The sequence below is a fragment of the Mitsuaria sp. CC2 genome (assembly GCF_048957715.1).
Lineage (GTDB): Bacteria > Pseudomonadota > Gammaproteobacteria > Burkholderiales > Burkholderiaceae_C > Roseateles.
On sequence record NZ_JARVXN010000011.1, the window covers coordinates 317637 to 335213 of the forward strand.

A 17577-nucleotide genomic window follows, 5' to 3' on the forward strand; every position below is an offset into this window, starting at 1 on the left:
CCATGTCCCTTCGTTCGTCCTTCCGGCCGTTGAACTCCGGAATCCCGCTGAGTGCTGTCGCGCTCGCTGCCATCGCCAGCCTCGCACCCGCCGTCCAGGCTCAACCGCAATCGGCAGCATCGTCGGTCGCCGCCTCCGGTGATCAGCTCCAACAGGTCGTCGTCACCGGCACGCGTCGCGTGAACCGGACAGTTGCGGAGTCCGAATCGCCGGTCGACGTGCTCAGCGTCGCCGATCTGCAACGTACGGGGACCTCCGAACTCGCGACGGCGCTCGGGCAGTTGCTGCCCTCGCTGAACTTCCCGCGGCCGTCGCTGACGGACGCGTCCGATGCCGTGCGGCCCGCCCAGTTGCGCGGGCTGTCGCCGGACCAGACCCTCGTGCTGATCGACGGCAAGCGCCGGCACACCACCGCCGTCGTCAACATCAACGGCACGCAGGGCCGCGGCTCCGCACCGGTGGACCTGAACACCATCCCCTTCGCCGCCATTGAACGCGTCGAGGTGCTGCGCGACGGCGCCGCCGCGCAGTACGGCTCCGACGCGATCGCCGGCGTGATCAACATCGTGCTGAAGAAGGGCGCCAAGGGCGGCAGCGTCAATGCCGAGGTCGGCCAGACCGATTCGGGCGACGGCTTCCGCCACACCGAGGCGGCCAGCGCCGGATTCGCGCTCGGCCAGGATGGCTGGGTACGCTTCGCGCTCGAGAACCGCCATCAGCAGCGCACCAACCGCGCCGGCGTCGACACGCGCGACCCGGCCACGGAGCCGCGTTTCGGCCAGGTCAACAACCGTCTGGGCGATCCGGACAGCCACCAGCAGTCCGCCGTGATCAACGCGGAGATCACGCTGACCGGCAGCTTGCAGGCCTATGCCGTCGCCACGCTGAGCCATCGCGACACGGTGTCCGCCGCGTTCTGGCGCACCCGTGCGACCGCCGTGGCCAACAACGTCGCCGGGCTGTATCCGGAGGGTTTCCTGCCGCTGCAGGACAGCAGCACGGTCGACACCGGCATCGTCGCCGGCGTGCGCGGTGAAGTCGCCGGCTGGTCCTGGGATGCGAGTGTCAACCACGGCCGCAACCGCTTCGACATCGCCGTGGCCAACACGGCCAATTACTCGCTCGGCAACGCGAGCCCGACGCGCTTCGACGCCGGCCGGCTCAGCAACCAGCAGACGGTGCTGAACCTCGACCTGTCGCGCGAAGTCGACCTCGGTCTCGCCGCGCCGTGGACGCTGGCGCTTGGCGCCGAGGCGCGCCGTGAGCGATATGAGATCGACGCCGGCGAGCCCGCGTCCTATCAGGCCGGCGGCGCCTCCGGTTTCCCCGGTTTCCAGCCGAGCAACGCCGGCGCGCATTCGCGTCGCGACGTGGCGGCCTATGCCAGCCTCGAAGGCCAGGTGACGAAGGCTCTCAGCGCCTCCGCCGCGCTGCGGGCCGAACACTACAACGACTTCGGCAACGCGACCTCCGCGAAGCTGTCCGGCCGCTACGTCTGGTCGCCGGCCGTCGCGTTGCGCGGCACGGTGTCCACGGGCTTCCGAGCGCCTTCGCTGGCGCAGCAGTACTTCGCCACCACGTCGACCAACCTGATCAACGGCGCGCTGGTCGACGCCGGCACCTTCCCGGTCGAGTCCGCTCCCGCGGCGGCGCTCGGCGCGAAGCCGCTCAAGGCGGAGAAGTCGCGGAACGTGAGCCTCGGCCTGTTGCTGCAGCCACTGGCGCAGTGGCAGACGACGGTCGACGTCTATCAGATCGACATCGACGACCGCATCCTGCTGTCGGCCAACCTGACCTTGCCGGTCGCGCTTCGCAACCAGCTGGCGGCGCAGGGCGTGCTGGTCAGCGCGGGGCGCTACTTCACCAATGCGCTGGACACGCGCACGCGCGGCGTCGACGTCGTGAGCACCTGGCAGCAGGACTGGGGCGGCGCGGGCCGCGGCCAGTACACGGTCGCGTACAACCACAACAGGAATTCGATCCGGCATGTCGACGACAACCCGGCGATCCTGACCGCCAACAGCCTGGAGCTGATCGACCGCGTCTCGCTGGCGCGCGCCACGATCGGATCGCCCAAGGACAAGCTGGTGCTCGGTGCCGAGCACCGCTGGGGACCGTGGATCGCTCGCGCGGCGGCGAGCCGCTACGGCAGCTTCGTGATCCGGCAGTCCATCGCGGCCAACGACCAGACCTTCGGGCCGGCGTGGCTGCTCGACCTGTCGGCAGGGTGGGAGCAGGGCGCCTGGTCCTGGAGCGCCGGCGTCGACAACCTCACCAACCGCTACCCCGATCGCGTGATCACGCCGAATGCCGTCGGAGGGATCCTGGCCTACAACCAATTCTCGCCATTCGGCGCGAACGGCCGTCAGTACTACGCGAAAGCGGGATATCGCTGGTAATGCGCCACCGCCGGGATGACTCCCTCTCCCGCACTGCGGGAGAGGGGCTCAAGGCTGGTGCGGCGTCCGCTTCAACGACCCGCCCTCGGCACGTTCCGGAAGCTGTTGGCGAGGCGGTGGTAGGTGGTCATGAGGTCGATCGTGAATTTCCTCCCCCATCTCAACCCCGTCATCCTGGGAGGAACGACCCTTGCCATGCAAGCGGTTCCACTCCGATCTTGACGGGAACGCCCATGGACATCGACCCCCGCCCGCCGCGCGACCTCTGCGTCGGCACCGCTTCCGGACTGCTCGGCGGCCTGATCGGCGCCGCCGCGATGACGGCCTTCCAGGCAGGTCTGGAGCGGGTCGGCATCACCTCCGGCGTGCGCGGCATGCCCTCGACCGAACGGGCCGCCGAGCGCGTCGCCAAGCTCACGGGCCGTCGCCTGCCCCGCAAGCGCCGTCCCGCGGCCGGCGAAGCCGTCCACTACGGGATGGGCTCGCTGGTCGGCGGTCTGTACGGCGCGGCCGCCGAGCTGCAACCGCGCGTCACCGCGGGATGCGGCACGGTCTTCGGCGTGGCCGCGGCGACCGTCGTCGACGAGACGCTGGTGCCCGCCTTCCGTCTCGGCGATCCGATCACTCGGGCGCCGCTGCAGTCGCATCCATATTCGTATGTCTCGCACCTGGTATACGGCGCGTTCACCGAATCGGCGCGACGCTTCTTCCGTCGCTTCTTCGGCGACGTGCGCACGGGCGCGCAGCTCGTGCGGGAAGCGAAGGCGCAGGGCGTGCCCGTCGTCGCCGTCAAGCCGGCCGATTCACGCCGTACGCTGTTGCTCGCCTTCCTGCTCGGCAGCACCGCCGGGCCGCGGACCAGCGCGCCGCTGACCGTCGCCAGCTGGGCCGCGAAGTGCGGCTGGATCGACGTCAAGGACTCGCCGCTGGCCTTCCTGGGCTCGACCCACGCCGTGGCGGTCACCACCCCGATGGCGATCGGCGAACTCATCGTCGACAAGCTGCCTGCGACGCCCGATCGCACCGATCCGCCGGGGCTCGCGGCGCGCGCGGTCAGCGGGGCGATCTCGGGCGCGGCGCTGGCGGGCGGCCGTTCATGGCCCGCGGCCTTCGCCGGCGCGATGGGCGCGGTCGTGGCCACCTATGCGGGCTACACCTTGCGCGAGAAGCTGTCCGACGCACTCGGCCACGACTTCCCGGTCGCGGCGGTCGAGGACTTCATCGCCTTCGGCGGCGCGACGATGGTGTGTCTGGCTCAGCTGGGGAGCAACGCGGCGGACGCCGCGGCCACGCCGTCAAACGCCACCGATTCCTACAACGATGCGCTCTCGGTGCTGGGATGGCCGCACAGCTGAGCGGCCGGCCATCGGATCAACGCCCGATCAACGCCGGATCAGCACGGCCACCATCGCGGCGCAGAGCGCCATCGCGCCGAGGTAGAGGCCCCAGTCGCGAAAGTGGCGGCGGCGGTCCTCTCGATCGCCTGCCTGGTCCGTGCCTCTCGCAAGCAGGGCGCCCGCCGCATAGAGCCCGGCGACGATCACCGCCGCCGCGAGCAGGTTGCGGCCTTCGCTCATGTCGTCGCTCGCATCGAGCCACACCGCCGACGCCGCGCCCGTCATCGCGAGCAGGCTGACCGCGCGCCAGCGGTCCAGCCGGCTCACCAGGGGATCGAAGCGCGGCTGGCGTAGCCGCTCGCCGTCCGGCTCGGCCGCCGCCGAGCTTCCCGGCGACGCCCAGCCGGGCGACTTGAACAGCACCCGGATCCGGTCCGCCCAGCGCGGCGTGGCCCGCACGCGGTGGAAGAGCTCACCATAGAACTGCCCCACCGCGCGGATCGGATTCCAGCTGTGCAGTGCCTTGACCGTCCCGTAGACGCAGGGTTCGGTCTCTTCGGCGAAGGTCCCGAACATCCGGTCCCAGACCACGAGCACCGCGCCGTAGTTCTTGTCCAGGTAGCCCGGATTCACCGCATGGTGGACGCGGTGGTTGGACGGTGTCGAGAAGACGCGGTCCAGCCAGCCGAGCCGGCCGATGTGCTCGGTGTGGATCCAGAACTGGTACAGCAGCACGAGCAGCCCGGCCATCACGTACTGCTCCAGCGGCAGGCCCAGCAGCGCCATCGGGAGGAAGAACGGCCAGCCCATGAGCGCGTAGAAGCTCTCCTGGCGCAGGGCGGTCGTGAGGTTGAAATGCTCGCTCTGATGGTGGACCGTGTGCGCCGCCCAGAAGAGGGCGCTCTCATGGCTGGCGCGATGCAGCCAGTAGTCGCAGAAGTCGTACACGACGATGGCCGCGGCCCAGCCCCACCAGCCGTCCCAGACCGAGGCCGGCAGCAGCGCCAGGTGCGGCTGCAGCCAGGCGTACATGCCGTTCTGGAACAGCGGCGTCACCGCAGCCACCGCCAGGCTCATCAGGCCCTGGCTCAGGCTGCTGATCGAGTCGGAGAGCCGGTAGGTGTCGCGCCCCTTCAGCCGCCCCCACAGCCATTCGAAGGCGATCAGGAGTCCGAACAGCGGGACGGCGATGAGCAGGACGCGATGCATGGCGGGAAGGCGGGAAGGCGGGAAGGCGGGGGGGACGGCGGGGGGAGGGGGCAGGACTGGCCTCAGAAGCGATACCAGAGACTGGCGCTGAAGGTCTGCTGTGTCCGGGAGGTGGTCAGCGGCGAGCGCGACGCGTCCCCGACCAGCCGCGCGTCCAGCCACTGGCCGCTGACCGACCAGTGCCCGGAGAACTTGTGCTCGCCGCTGAGCGCCACGCTCCAGTCCATCATCCCGGCGCGCGGGCGCCAGGCCGGCAGGCCGCTGGCGCGGGACTCGCCCGGCCCGATGCCATAGCTGCTGCGCAGGTGCGCGCCGTTGGCGGCGGTGGCGCCCAGCGTGACGGCGATGAGCTCGTCGCCCAACGGGAGGCCCGAGGTCAGGCCGAGCTCGAGCAACTCGCCGTCATGACGGCGGCCGCTGCCCCAGGAGAAGCCCGACTGCAGCATCAGCCACGAAGTCGCCTGCACATTCGCGAAGGCCTCCGTCGTGACGCGCGAGCCGAGCCGGTCGACGCCCTTGGGGGTGACCCGCGAGGGTCGTCCGAACTCGGGCCACAGCCGCGCGCCCGCCTGCCAGGTCCTGGCCGTGTCCGCATCGGCCACCCAGGGCACGAGGTTCCAGCCGACGCCGAGATCCGTGGAGACGAAACCGCCTTCGGGTGTCAGCACTTCGACGGCCGGCAGCAGGTCGTTGCTCCGGGCGCGGCTGCCGGGCGCGGAGGGCCAGCTGCGGGTGGACAGCCCGCCGGACCAGCTCGTCTCAGCCGGCGGCGCGTCCATCAGCACCAGGCTGCCCGCCGCCATCGCCGGACCGGACACGGGGCCCGCCGCCAGACCGACACACAGCATCGGCGCGATCGGCAGGACGAGAGGACGGAGAAGGCGGCGCATTGGGTCTCGGAAGTTGGACGGAATTCTAGGGAGCGGGCGGCGACCAGACCTTGCTGGAGGCTGTCGTCGCTTCGGTTCCCGTCCAGCGCCGTCTTGCCTGACTGCGGCGTGTCCGTGCAGAGTACGTTTGCAGATCCCACCTCATGGGGGATAGCCCCGCCGCAATTCGCGCGATAGATAGGGAGGGGAATGACAACGTTGACGACTTACATCGGCAACATGTCGTCACAAGTGTTTCGGGCTTCACCCCTCAGGGTTCCCCCTGAAGAGGGGGCGACGCAAGTGACCATCGGCCTATCATGCAGAGCTTCTCCGGCGTGCAGTAAAGGGTGACGACGACCGTGCCGGAGACCCATCGGTCAGTCGAAAAAGGGAGGCCCTATGGAAGCAGTGTCCGTTGCCCGTACGTTCGAGGCGGCTGGGAGTGGTGGCTATGCGTTGCCGGCGGTCAAGCGCCGGGTGCTGCTGGTCGACGACCACGAACTGGTGAGGGCGGGGATCCGCACCCTGTACCAGTCGCTGGACGAGATCGACATCGAGTGGGTGGAGGCGGCGTCGCTGCAGGAAGGTCTGCTGGCGTACGCGCAGGGCGGGGCGGTGGATGCCGTGCTGCTCGACCTCAACCTGGGGGACTGCAAGGGCCTGCAAGGGCTGCGGCAGTTCATGGAGGCCTATCCCGAGGCCCGCGTCGTCGTCTTCAGCGGCACGCAGGATGAATTCGTCGTCCGCCAGGCGCGCGCGCTGGGCGCCGTCGGCTACCTGCCCAAGGGCGCGATGATGGCCGAGATGCGCAGCACGCTGCGCGCGCTGCTGGCCGAGGGCCAGCGCCATCGGCAGTCGCAGTCGGGCACGCTGTTCCCGCGCTTCCCGTCCTCGGCGATGTACGACCGTGTGGCCGAACTCGGCCCGCGCCACCTGGAGATCCTCGAGCTGGTGCTGTCCGGATGCAGCAACCAGGAGATCAGCAACTCGACGCAGCTGTCGCTGGGCACGGTGAAGAACTACGTCTCCTCGCTGCTGCTCGCGCTGGACGTCAAGTCGCGCTCGCACATGATCAGCCTCTTCCGCTGACGCGGTGGCCGCGGTCCATCGGGGCGATCCTCGGGGCGCTCAACAGGGGGGCGAGCCCGCCCCCGACACCACCTTCCCCCCGACCGAACTCTTCATCGACTCGCCGGACGTCCCTGACGTGCCGGCGAGCGCCGTTTCTGGAACGCCCACGGGAACGCCCCCTGGTGCGTCTTCTGGGACGTCTTCTGGTGCATCTTCCGACACGTCCTCGGCCGCGCCTCCCCGCCCCCCATCGGCGGAAGCCCCGATGGGTGCATCAGCGCACGCGCCGTCGCCGGCCGAGAGCCTGGGCGTACGTCCGAAGCGCTCCCGGCGTCCCCCCAAACCCAGCCTTTTCGTGGCGGTTGCCGGTGCCGTCGCGGAGAACGACGAGGCCGTCCAGGAAGGCCGTCGCCGCGAGCGCCGCGCGATCGCGCGCCGCTTGCAGGACGCCGGTTTCGACGAGGCCTGGAGCCACTGGCCCTGGCTGCTGACGGCGGTCGCCGTGCCGCTGGTCTCCGCGCTGCTGCGCGGCGTGCCGGGCACGGGGCTGGTGGTCTGGGTCTTCGGCGTGATCGCGCTGGCCGTGGGGTGCGTCTTCACCGCGAGAACCCTCTCGCGACGCGGGTCCCGGAGCGACAGCAGCCGCATGGCGTTCTCCGACCGCGAGGGACGGCGACTCCTCTTCCTGCAGGCGGCGGGCTGCCTCGGGCTGCTCAGCCTGCATCCGTGGCTGGCCGAATCGCCGGGCGCGCGCGGCCTGCTCACCGGCCCGCTGCTGGCGGCCACCGCGGCGGTCGTCGGCGTCCTGCTCGCGCCCATGGGACGCTGGGCCGCGGTGATCGCGGTGCTGCCGGCCTCCGAAGGCCTGGCGCGGCTCTTTGATCCGAGCGCGCGCGCCGGTGCGGGCCCGGTGTGGTTCCTCGCCGCGGCGGTGGTCGGCGGTCTGGCCCTGCTCGAACACCATCGCTGGCAGCGCGCCAAGCGCCTGCTGATGGAGCAGGACCTGCAGGTCAGCACGCTCGAACAGGACCGCGACGGCGCGATCCGAGCCGACCAGGAAAAAAGCCGTTTCCTCGCCATCGCCAGCCACGACCTGCGCCAGCCCGTGCATGCGCTCGGGCTCTTCGCCGCGAGCCTGGAGCGACGCCTGCAGGGCACCGAGGAAGAGCCGCTGATCCGCAACGTCATGCGCTCGATCGAGGGGCTGGAACGGTCCTTCAACGCGATGCTCGACATCTCCCGGCTGGACGCCGGTACGGTCGAGCCCAACCTCCAGCACTTCACCCTGCGCGACCTGTTCCGGCGTCTGCACATGCACTACGCGGGGCAGGCGGAGGCGGCGGGACTGGGGCTGCGCTTCTCACCCGGCGGCAAGTCCGTCACCAGCGATCCGCAGTTGCTCGAGCGCATCCTGGGCAACCTGATCCAGAACGCGATCAAGTACACGGAGGAGGGCGGTGTCGTGGTGGTCGCGCGGTCGACCTCCACCCACCTCAACCTCGAAGTCTGGGACACCGGCATCGGCATCAAGTCCAGCGACCTCCCGCGCATCTTCGCGGAGTTCTACCAGGTGGGCCAGAGCGAGCGCAGCCGCACCCAGGGCCTCGGCATGGGCCTGGCCATCGTCAAGCGCCTGGCGCACCTGCTGGGCTACCGGCTGATGGTCGCGTCGCGGCCGGGCCGTGGGACCATGTTCCGGCTCAGCATCCCGCTGGGCGGTCTGCCGGAGATCCCCGAGTTCACGACGGCGGCCGACACCGTCCCGATGCCGGTGATGGAGCCGCGCTCCGTACTGGTCATCGACGACGAGGAGCCGATCCGCATCGGCCTGCAGCTGCTGCTGGAGGAGTGGGGCTACGAGTCCATCATCGCGGCGACCGCGGCTGAGGCGGCCGAGGCGGTGCGCAAGCGCGCCGAGCCGCCGGACCTGATCCTGTCGGACCTGCACCTGGGGGACGGGCCGGACGGCATTGCCGCGATCCGTGCCGTGCGGGAGCTCTGCCGCATGGAGGTGCCGGCGATCCTCGTCACCGGCGACACCAGCCGCGAGGAACTGCGCCGCGCCACCGAGAGCGGTCACACGGTGCTCTTCAAACCTCTGCAGCCGCGCAAGCTCTTCAACGCCCTGCGCGGCATGGTGTCCTGACCCGAAGTCAATGACCACGATCTCCGACCCCTTGACGCCCCGCCGCCTGACGTCCGCGGCCTGGGCGCTGCGCATCCAGTTCTTCGTCTCGGGCGCCCTGTTCGCGACCTGGGGTGTGCACGTGCCGACGGTGAAGGCGCATTACGGCCTGGGTGAGCAGTCGCTGGCGATTGCGATGCTGGCCTCCGGGGTCGGCGCGCTGCTGGCGCTGACGCAGGCCGGTCGTGTCGTGGCGCGGTTCGGTCCGCGTGGCGTGGCGGGGCTGACGGGCGTGCTCTGCGCGGCCGGCGTATCGATGCTGATCGCGCCCAGCGTGTACCTCGGGCTCGTTCTTCTGCTGATGCTCTTCGGCGCGACGGCCAGTCTCTTCGACGTCGCCATCAACGCCGAGGCCACCGAGATCGAACACCAGGCCGCCCGGCCGCTGATGAGCAACTTCCATGCGATGTTCAGCCTGGGCGGCATGGTCGGTGCCGGCGTCGGCAGCCTGCTGCCGCTGCTGGGCTGGACGCCGCAGACGCACCTGATCGTGGCCTGCGGGACGGGCATGGTGCTGATCCTCGGGGCCTGCGCCGCGATGCTGAAGATGAAGACCGATGCCGGCGAATCGCAGCCGCTGAGCCTGCCGCGCGGCGTGCTCGCGCTGATCGGCACGCTGGCCGCGCTGGGCTTGATCGCCGAGGGCGCGATGTACGACTGGAGCGTGCTCTTCATGAAGCAGGAGCGTGCCAGCGACGCGAGCCTGTCCGCGCTCGGTTATGCGAGCTTCAGCCTGGCGATGGCGCTGGGGCGTTTCGGCGGCGACTGGGTGCGGGCGCGTGTCGCGCCCGTCCCGTTGATGCTCGCGAGCGGACTGATGGCGGCCGCCGGAATGGCGACCGCGCTGCTGGTGCCGGTCGCCTCCGCGGGTCTCCTGGGCTTCGCGCTGGTCGGCCTGGGCTTGTCCAACGTCGTCCCGGTGCTGTTCAGCGCGGCTTCGAAGGTGCCCGGCGTCAGCGCCGCGCACGGCATCGCGGCGGTCTCGTCGCTCGGCTACCTCGGCATGATGGCCGGCCCGCCGCTGATCGGGATGATCGCGGAGCACACCTCGCTCACGGCCGGGCTGTCCTGCGTCGTCTTCTTCGCGCTGTTCATGGCCGCCAGCGCCCAGCGCGCGCTGGGCGGCACGGCTCGTCCCGCGGCACCTGCCGCCGCGGACTGACGTCGCCGCCTGCGCTCCTGTAGGCGAACGCCCGACACGCGCATCGGGCGTTCCCCGAGGCGACGATGCGTCGTCGCCCTCGTGCCACGGCACGCCCTCGTCCCTACAGTTGATCCTGACAACGGAATTCGAGCTTCCGTTGTTCATGCTTCTCTCTCGCATGGTCCGCCTTTTCCCTCTGCAGGCGGACGAACTTTCGGCCCCGGTCTCACGACCGGGGCCTTTTCTTTTCGGGGCGGCGCTTTGCGGTCGGGGTCAGACCGCGCGGACTACTGCGTGTCGATCGACGACGATCCGTCGCAGGTCGTCTCCTGGATGCCGCAGATCTGATCCAGCCAGGCGCGGAAGCGGCCTTTGGGCTGCCCTGAGCGAGCCGCAGGAGCGATCTGCAGATAGGGCCGCATCTCGGCGGAGAAGCGCGATTCCTCGTAATCGACCTGCACCCAGCTGCCGCTGCAGTCGACCAGTCGCCCGGCGGCGATGGTGCTGCTGCCATCGAAGAAAAGGCCATCCTTGAGTTGCACGGCGACGGGTGCCTTGGCATCGGGTCGGGTGCGCCCGACATTGGCTTGCGACTTCACGACGAGCTTGCGACCGCTGACCCAGCCTTCGCCCTCGTAGACGGGCCGAGCTGGCTGGCCGGTCAGCGATTCGTCCTCAAAAGCCTCGCGGATGCGGAACCAGCCCTTGGCGGTGGCGGTCACCTTCACGAACACACGGGCACGCATGCCCGATTCGTCTTTCCAGACCGGAGGCAAGGTGCCTACGGGACTGCTCGTACCGGCGCGCGTGCCTAAGATGCGTGCCCATGAACAGCACGACTTCGACGCAACGGCTTCGCATCGACTGGCGCGGGCGGGCCACCGACATCGAATACACCTGGGTCAACGAGTCGATCAGCGACGCGCCGGTCATGGTCTTCCTCCACGAGGGCCTGGGATCCATCGCGATGTGGCGCGACTTCCCCACTCGCTTGTGCGAAGCCATCGGCATGCGCGGGCTCGTGTACTCGCGGCCGGGGTATGGGCGCTCGACGATGCGCGCGCCGGACGATCGTTGGGGCGTCGACTACCTGCATCGCCAGGCGCATGAGGTGCTGCCCGCGGTACTCGCCAAACTGGGCGTGACGTCGCCGCCGTGGCTGTTCGGGCACAGCGATGGCGGCTCCATCGCGCTGCTGCATGCGGCGACATTGCCGACCGCGGGGGCAGTCGTTGCTGCGCCGCACATCGTGGTCGAGGACCTGTCGCTCGACGGCATTCGCAAGACCGTTGAGATCTACGAGGCGGGTCCGCTGCGCGATCGTCTGGCGCGATTCCACGACGATCCGGATTCGCCGTTCGGCGGATGGAGCGGGACCTGGCTGAATCCGGCGTTCCGCGACTGGTCCATCGTCGAGGAGATCCGTGCGATCACCTGTCCGCTGCTGGCGATACAGGGCGACGACGACGAGTACGGCACGCTCGAACAGATCCGGGGCATCGCCCGCGAAGTGCCGCAGACGCGCCTCTTGGAGATTCCCGCATGCGGCCATTCGCCGCACAAGGACAAGCCTGTCGAGGTGATCGCAGCCGTCAGAGACTGGCTGGGGACAACAGCCCCATCGTCATCGCCTTGAGCGTTGCTGCGGCCCGCGTGCTGCATTCGAGCTTGCGGAACGCGCTTTCCAGGTGGGTCCGCACGGTGGCGGGGCTGATGCCGAGGACTTTGGCGGCTTCCTTGTTGCTTTCGCCGATGGCGATGCGGCCGAGCACCTCGGTCTCCCGCGCGGAGAGCGTGACGATCGGGACGGGCGCGGCGGATGAGGAGGAGGGCGCGGACGCCGGAGCTGTCGCGCGGCGACGTTCGGCGCCGCAGACGGCCTCAGCCGCTTCGGCGTCGAGGTGGCCTGCCGCCACTTCCGCGCTCATGGCCGCGCGCGCCGCGTCGGTATCGAGCGCCGGTGCGCCGGGGCGGCCGGTTCGCACGGTCACCCACGCGGAGGCGGCTGCGAGCACGCGTGCGGGCATCGGGATCGCGGCGCCTGCTGCGCTTCGAAAGGATCCGGAGCCGTCCATGCGTTCGTCGACGTAGGACGCGAGCTCGGCTTCCGCGTGCAGCGCGCTCAGGCGTCGCGCGGCGCGTCCGGTCCAGTAGGGCATCAGGCGGAGCTTCTCGCGGTCAGCCTCGCCGAGCCGACGGCCTTCGCTCCAGAGCGCGTTGGGCACCGACGCGCGGCCGATGCCGTGCAGCAGGCCTGCGCGATGGAGTCGCTCCTGCGCGGCAGCGTCGAAGCCGAGCACCGCGCCCGCTTCGCGCGCCGCGTCGGCCACGCGCCGCGACAGGCCCGTCATCCACGGCAGCTTGAGGTCGATGACGTCGGCGACCAGCTCTAGCGGTGTGTCCAGCGTCGCCAGGGTCGCGTCGAGATCGTGCGAACCGTCCTCATGGGCTCCGGCGTCCAGCGCTGTCATCCACGCCTGCGCGTTCCTGCTCACGAGGTCCACCAGCGCCTTCGGATACTTCGCGTCCGAGCGCTCGCCGATGTAGCGCAGAGCCGCCGGCAGCCCGTGCACGCGCGAGAAGATCTCGAGGTCTCCCGCCAGCGACACGTGGAAGACGACGGCGGGCACCTCGTCGCTGTTCAGGCCGTCGGGCTTGCCGTGACCGTCCCAGGTCTCGAAGAGGTGGCGCATCGCGCGCTCGATGTTGCCGGGCAGGCCCAGCAGCCGGGCGATCTCGCCCGCGACCTCGCAGTGGATCAGCGCCGCCTCGCCGAGCGTGCCGGCCAGGGCCGAGGCTTCCTCGGCCGAGCCGTTGGACAGCATCGCGTCGCGTCCGCCGACGTCGTCGCCCAGCGCGGCGGCGATCTCCGGCGCGTTGGCCGTGCAGCCGGACCATCGCAGCAGCGCGACGCAGGCCGCGTGCCCCGGCGCTTGATCCGCGTCGCGGCCGGGCGCCAAGCCCTCGGCGCGCGCAGCCTCGGCGATGCGCGTGGCGAGCCATCCGGTCCGCGTCGAATGGTCGACCGGCTGGCCCATGCTGAGGTCGCCCACGAACGCCAACGCGCGCACGGCGTCGAGCACCGGCACGCGCGAGCCCGCTGCGACGGCGGCCGAGGCGGCTACGGTGGTCGTGGCCGTCGCGGCGGGTGCCGTCGAGCGGGAAGTCGGAAGGGGCGGGGAAGAGGAGGGCGAAGGTTCAGTCACGGCGTCCCAGGGGCAAAGTCCAACGCGCCGCGGGCACCGCGCCATGGGTGCCCGCGGACGGCGCGGACCTTACCGGGATTGCCGGACGGCGTCCAGGATGACCTTTGCGACCGCTTCCGGCTGCGACTGCTGCGGCACGTGCGAGCTGTCGACCTTGGTCACCTTGGCGCCGGCGCGCGCGGCCATCGAGGCCTGCGCTTCCGGGGCGATCATGCGGTCGGCCGTGGCCAGCAGGTAGTACGAGGGCTTGTTCTTCCATGCCGCGGCCGACACGGTCTGCTCGAAGGCCTTGGCCTGGATCGGACCTTGCGTCGCCGTCATCACGGCCGTCGCCGCGGCGGGCAGGTCCTGCGCGAAGTGGTTCTTCATGCCTTCGGCGGTCAGGCTCAGCCAGCCTTGCGCGTCGGCCTTGAAGTGCCCGACGCCAGACGGCGTGGGGAAGCCCTTGCCCTGCTCGGCGGTGTTCTGGCCGACATTGGGCGCGAAGGCGGCCACGTAGACCAGCGACGCGACCTTGTCCGAGTTGCCGGCTTCGGTGATCACCGTGCCGCCCCAGGAGTGGCCGACCAGCACGACCTTGCCCGGCTGCGCGTCGATCGCGCGACGCGCGGCGGCGACGTCGTCGGCCAGCGAGCTCAGCGGGTTCTGCACCGCGGTGACCTGCACGCCTTCGCGCTGCAGCAGCGGGATGACCTTGGCCCAGTCGGAGCCGTCGGCGAAGGCGCCGTGGACGATCACGACCGACGGTTGGGCGGGAGCGGCCGGCGTGGCGGCCAGCGCGGCGGTCGACAGACCGGCCGAGGCGGCGAGGGCGGAAGCAGCGGCGGCGGCGACGATGAGGCGGCGGGTGAAGTTCATGGTCAGGCTCCTGGTGGTTGGGAGGGTGTCGAAGGTGTTCAAGACAGGGCTCTACTGTCGCGAATCGGGCCGCGCGCCGGTATCGGACGAATGTCCGAGGTCCGGTTCTCCTAATCGGGGCAGCCGTCGGCACGGGTGACAAGGAAGTGACACGGAGGTGACAGGGGTCGCCGTTGCCCATCGGTATTTACACCGAGCCCGCCACACTCGACCGCGGGCGGTGTGAGTCCGGCGTCAAACGGCCATCGCCCGACGCGGGCGGAGGTCGCCACCGGCGAGCGACACGCGCGCGGGGCCAGGGCTTGCCGCATTCCCAATGCGGATGCGTTTGCGCGCCGTTTGCGCCCGGCGCGACGCGGTCGGACCGGCAAGTCCTGACCCCGGCGAGGGGCCCTCCCAAACCGGCCGACCGGCCCGAAAGAGTCACCCCCTAGGGAAAGAACCACCCCCACACCAAGGGGGAACCGCGGCGCTACCCCCTCGTGCTCTCCGTGACAAGAGTCACAGAATCGACACGCCCGAAGGTCGTCCTCCCGCCGGCCGTCAGCCCTCAAGACAGCGCCCCGCATCACGGTGCGCCGTCGTCCAAGTCCAGGTGGACATCCCACCTTCATCCTGAAAAGGACGCAGCAATGTTCAAGAAGACCTGTCTGGCTCTGGCGCTCGTCGGCGCCGCGGCCGCGGCCCATGCCGGGCCGACCCTCATCAACGAGGGATTCGACGACGTCAACACCCTCCCGGGCTGGACGATCGCCAACCTCGGCACGCCGGTCAACCCCGACATCCTCACCTGGTACCAGGGCAACGTCGGCGCGTTCGACGCGCATAGCGGCCTCCCCACTGCTTACATCGCCTCCCAATGGGGCGCGGTCGGGGCCGGCGGCACGCTGTCGAGCTGGTTGCTGAGCCCGGTGTTTTCGACCGCCGAGAACCTCGAGGTGTCATTCTGGGCGCGCAATGAGGGGGCTGCGGGCTACATCGACCAGTTGGCCTATGGCCTGGTCGACGCGGCCGGCACCTTCGCCAGTTTCGTGCCGCAGGCCAGCGTCACCCTTGTCGGTGAATGGACCCGCTACAGCTTCCAGCTGTCGGGGCAAGGCGCGGGCTCCAGCAGTCGCTTCGCGATCCAGTATTTCGGCGCCGGTGACTTGGCCACCGTGATCGGTGTCGACGACGTCGCCATCAACGTACCCGAGCCGTCGACCTGGGCGCTGGCCGGCGTGAGCCTGCTGGGCCTGGTGGCCGCCCGCCGTCGTCGCACGCAGGCCTGAGCCGCGTGTCGAGTCATCGGAACTTCCGAGTCATCTCCGCAAGGACAACGACCATGATCACCCGCATTTCCCTGGGCCTGGCGATCGCCGCGGCCCTGCCGCTGGCGGCGCAGGCTCACGAAGCCGCCGCGCCGGCTTCCCTGTCCGTCGCAGACGCGGCCGCCGCCGCGGCTGCCGACAGCAACAACATCATCATCGTGCGCGACGCCGAGACCGGCCACCTGCGCCCCGCGACACCCGAGGAGCACAACGCCCTCAAGGCGCTGCCCGCCAATGTCAACGCCCGCGCCCGTGTCGCCTCGCGCGCCGCGGCGCTGACGCCGCTGCTCAAGCAGCATCGCAGCGGCGCGGTCGGCGTCCGCCTGACCGACGACATGGTGAGCCAGTCCGTCATGGTGCGCGGCGCCGACGGCAAGCTCATCGAGGCCTGCTTCGCCAGCAAGGAAGAGGCGGAAGCCTTCATGAAGAACGGCGGCGCGGTCGCCAAGTCGGCCCTGCCCACGGAGTAAGCCATGCAGACATCGTTCAAGAAGACCGTTCTCCGCTCGGCCCTGCTGGCTGCGCTGTGCGGCGCGGGCGTCGCGCAGGCGGCGACCATCGTCATCCAGAGCCGCGATCCCGCAGGCGTCGGCTTCAACGACACGACGCCGGTGGCGCCGGTCGGCGGGAACCCGGGCACCACGCTGGGCGAGCAGCGCATGTTCGTTTACCGGTACGTGGCCGACGTGTGGGAGAAGGCGCTCGACAGCAACGTCACGATCACCGTGAACGCGGGCTGGGAAGCGCTGACCTGCACCTCGTCGCAGGCGGTGCTCGGCAGCGCCGGCGCCTGGAACATCTGGCACGACTTCCCCGGCGGCACGCCCGGGACCTGGTATCCGCAGGCGCTGGCCAACAAGCTGGCCGGCGAGAACCTGAGCGCGGACCAGCCCCCCGGCCCCTCCGGCTACGACAACGTCGACATCAAGACGCAGTTCAACATCAACCTCGGCAAGAGCGACTGCCTGGCCGGCTCACCGTTCTACCTGGGCATCGACGGCAACTTCGGCACCGGCGTGAACTTCGTCGAGACGCTGCTGCATGAACTGGGCCACGGCTTGGGCTTCTCGGTGCTGACGGTCTACACCGGTTCGGTGACCCCCGCGGTCGGCTATCGCCTCAACGCGGACGGCACGGCCTACGTCGCCAGCGGTGGACTGCCCAGCGTCTGGGAACAGTTCATGTACGACAACACGGCAGGCAAGACCTGGCTCACGATGACCAGCGCCGAGCGCGGCGCTTCGGCGGTCAACCCGCTGGGTCTGGCCTGGATCGGCCCCAACGTGCTGGCCGGCGCCGACATGTTGGCAGCGACGCCGGTGCTGAAGATCTCGGCCTCCGCGCCGGGCGCTTCGGGTCAGTATCCGTACGGCACGGCGTCCTTCGGTCCGGCCGTGAGCAGCGGCCTGAACCTGGGCGCGCTGGCGACCGTGCCGGCCGACGCCTCGAACGGCGCTGGCTGCCTGCCCTTCACCCCGGCCGTCACGGCGGCGGTGACCGGCAAGGTGGCGATCATCGATCGCGGCGTCTGCGGCTTCGCGGTCAAGGCCAAGAACGCCCAGAACGCGGGCGCGATCGGCGTGATCATCGCCAACAACGCCGCGGGCGCCGCCCCCGGCCTGGGCGGTGCGGATCCGACCGTCGTGATCCCGACGGTCAGCGTCTCGCAGGCCGACGGCGTCAAGCTGCGCACCGCGATCACCGCGGCGCTGCCTTACGGCACGCGGACCAAGCCGGGTCTGGCCAACGCCTCCCTGGGCGCGGACCCGAGCCGGCGCGCCGGTGCCGACGTGCTGGGTCGTCCGCTGCTGTACACGCCGAACCCCATCGCCTCGGGCTCGTCCGTGTCGCACTGGGACGTGTCGGCCTCGCCGAACCTGCTGATGGAACCGAATATCAGCCCCGACCTGGGCCTGGTCCTGGTGCCGCCCAAGGACCTGACCAAGCCGCTGCTGAAGGACCTGGGCTGGTAATCCCCGCGTCGTC

At 70.2% G+C, this 17577-nt stretch carries 14 protein-coding genes; 9 read left to right on the forward strand and 5 right to left on the reverse strand.

What is annotated here, in order from left to right:
* Positions 1-2 precede the first annotated feature (2 nt).
* Both PV762_RS07300 and PV762_RS07305 read left to right on the forward strand, forming a co-directional pair.
* Positions 3-2399, forward strand: coding sequence for a TonB-dependent receptor plug domain-containing protein (locus PV762_RS07300; protein WP_421034366.1), 2397 nt, complete (start codon positions 3-5; stop codon positions 2397-2399).
* A 233-nt stretch (positions 2400-2632) separates the two neighbouring features.
* Positions 2633-3754, forward strand: a complete 1122-nt coding sequence (locus tag PV762_RS07305; RefSeq protein ID WP_421034367.1) for a DUF4126 family protein — start codon at positions 2633-2635, stop codon at positions 3752-3754.
* 27 nt (positions 3755-3781) lie between these two features.
* On the opposite strand, the gene PV762_RS07310 is transcribed toward PV762_RS07305, so the two are convergent.
* Together PV762_RS07310 and PV762_RS07315 are read right to left on the reverse strand one after the other, a co-directional pair.
* Positions 3782-4945 (reverse strand): sterol desaturase family protein, encoded by a 1164-nt coding sequence (locus PV762_RS07310; RefSeq protein ID WP_421034368.1) that lies wholly within the window; start codon positions 4943-4945, stop codon positions 3782-3784.
* A 62-nt stretch (positions 4946-5007) separates the two neighbouring features.
* Positions 5008-5835: a MipA/OmpV family protein gene (locus tag PV762_RS07315; protein ID WP_421034369.1), complete on the reverse strand. Its 828-nt coding sequence runs from the start codon at positions 5833-5835 to the stop codon at positions 5008-5010.
* Positions 5836-6216: 381 nt separating this feature from the next.
* Here PV762_RS07315 and PV762_RS07320 point away from each other — a divergent pair, with 381 nt between their 5' ends.
* The 3 genes from PV762_RS07320 (at position 6217) to PV762_RS07330 (ending at position 10235) form a co-directional block, all read left to right on the forward strand.
* A complete protein-coding gene (locus PV762_RS07320) occupies positions 6217-6906 on the forward strand; it encodes a response regulator (protein WP_421034370.1) in 690 nt (229 codons plus the stop codon).
* Positions 6907-7153: 247 nt separating this feature from the next.
* On the forward strand, positions 7154-9034 hold the full coding sequence (locus PV762_RS07325) for a hybrid sensor histidine kinase/response regulator (protein ID WP_421034371.1): 1881 nt from the start codon (positions 7154-7156) through the stop codon (positions 9032-9034).
* Positions 9035-9044: 10 nt separating this feature from the next.
* Complete coding sequence (locus PV762_RS07330) at positions 9045-10235, forward strand: MFS transporter (protein ID WP_421034372.1); 1191 nt, start codon at positions 9045-9047, stop codon at positions 10233-10235.
* Between the two features lie 269 nt (positions 10236-10504).
* On the opposite strand, the gene PV762_RS07335 is transcribed toward PV762_RS07330, so the two are convergent.
* Entirely contained in the window at positions 10505-10963 is a 459-nt protein-coding gene (locus PV762_RS07335; RefSeq protein ID WP_421034374.1) for a hypothetical protein, read from the reverse strand.
* A gap of 80 nt (positions 10964-11043) precedes the next feature.
* On the opposite strand from PV762_RS07335, the gene PV762_RS07340 reads away from it, so the two are divergent.
* On the forward strand, positions 11044-11853 hold the full coding sequence (locus PV762_RS07340; protein ID WP_421034375.1) for an alpha/beta fold hydrolase: 810 nt from the start codon (positions 11044-11046) through the stop codon (positions 11851-11853).
* On the opposite strand, the gene PV762_RS07345 is transcribed toward PV762_RS07340, so the two are convergent.
* A complete protein-coding gene (locus PV762_RS07345) occupies positions 11810-13423 on the reverse strand; it encodes an HD domain-containing phosphohydrolase (RefSeq protein ID WP_421034376.1) in 1614 nt (537 codons plus the stop codon). The genes PV762_RS07340 and PV762_RS07345 overlap by 44 nt on opposite strands.
* A 69-nt stretch (positions 13424-13492) precedes the next feature.
* Positions 13493-14281 carry an alpha/beta hydrolase gene (locus tag PV762_RS07350; protein ID WP_421034378.1) on the reverse strand — a complete coding sequence of 263 codons (789 nt, stop codon included), beginning with the start codon at positions 14279-14281 and terminating at the stop codon, positions 13493-13495.
* Between the two features lie 632 nt (positions 14282-14913).
* Here PV762_RS07350 and PV762_RS07355 point away from each other — a divergent pair.
* From PV762_RS07355 to PV762_RS07365, 3 genes are read left to right on the forward strand one after another with little or no spacing between them, the layout of a single operon-like run.
* Complete coding sequence (locus PV762_RS07355) at positions 14914-15552, forward strand: choice-of-anchor J domain-containing protein (protein WP_421034379.1); 639 nt, start codon at positions 14914-14916, stop codon at positions 15550-15552.
* A gap of 53 nt (positions 15553-15605) precedes the next feature.
* The gene (locus PV762_RS07360; RefSeq protein ID WP_421034380.1) at positions 15606-16061 is read left to right on the forward strand and encodes a post-PEP-CTERM-1 domain-containing protein; all 456 of its coding nucleotides are present in this window, start codon (positions 15606-15608) and stop codon (positions 16059-16061) included.
* Positions 16062-16064: 3 nt separating this feature from the next.
* Positions 16065-17564 (forward strand): PA domain-containing protein, encoded by a 1500-nt coding sequence (locus tag PV762_RS07365; RefSeq protein ID WP_421034381.1) that lies wholly within the window; start codon positions 16065-16067, stop codon positions 17562-17564.
* Positions 17565-17577: the final 13 nt, after the last annotated feature.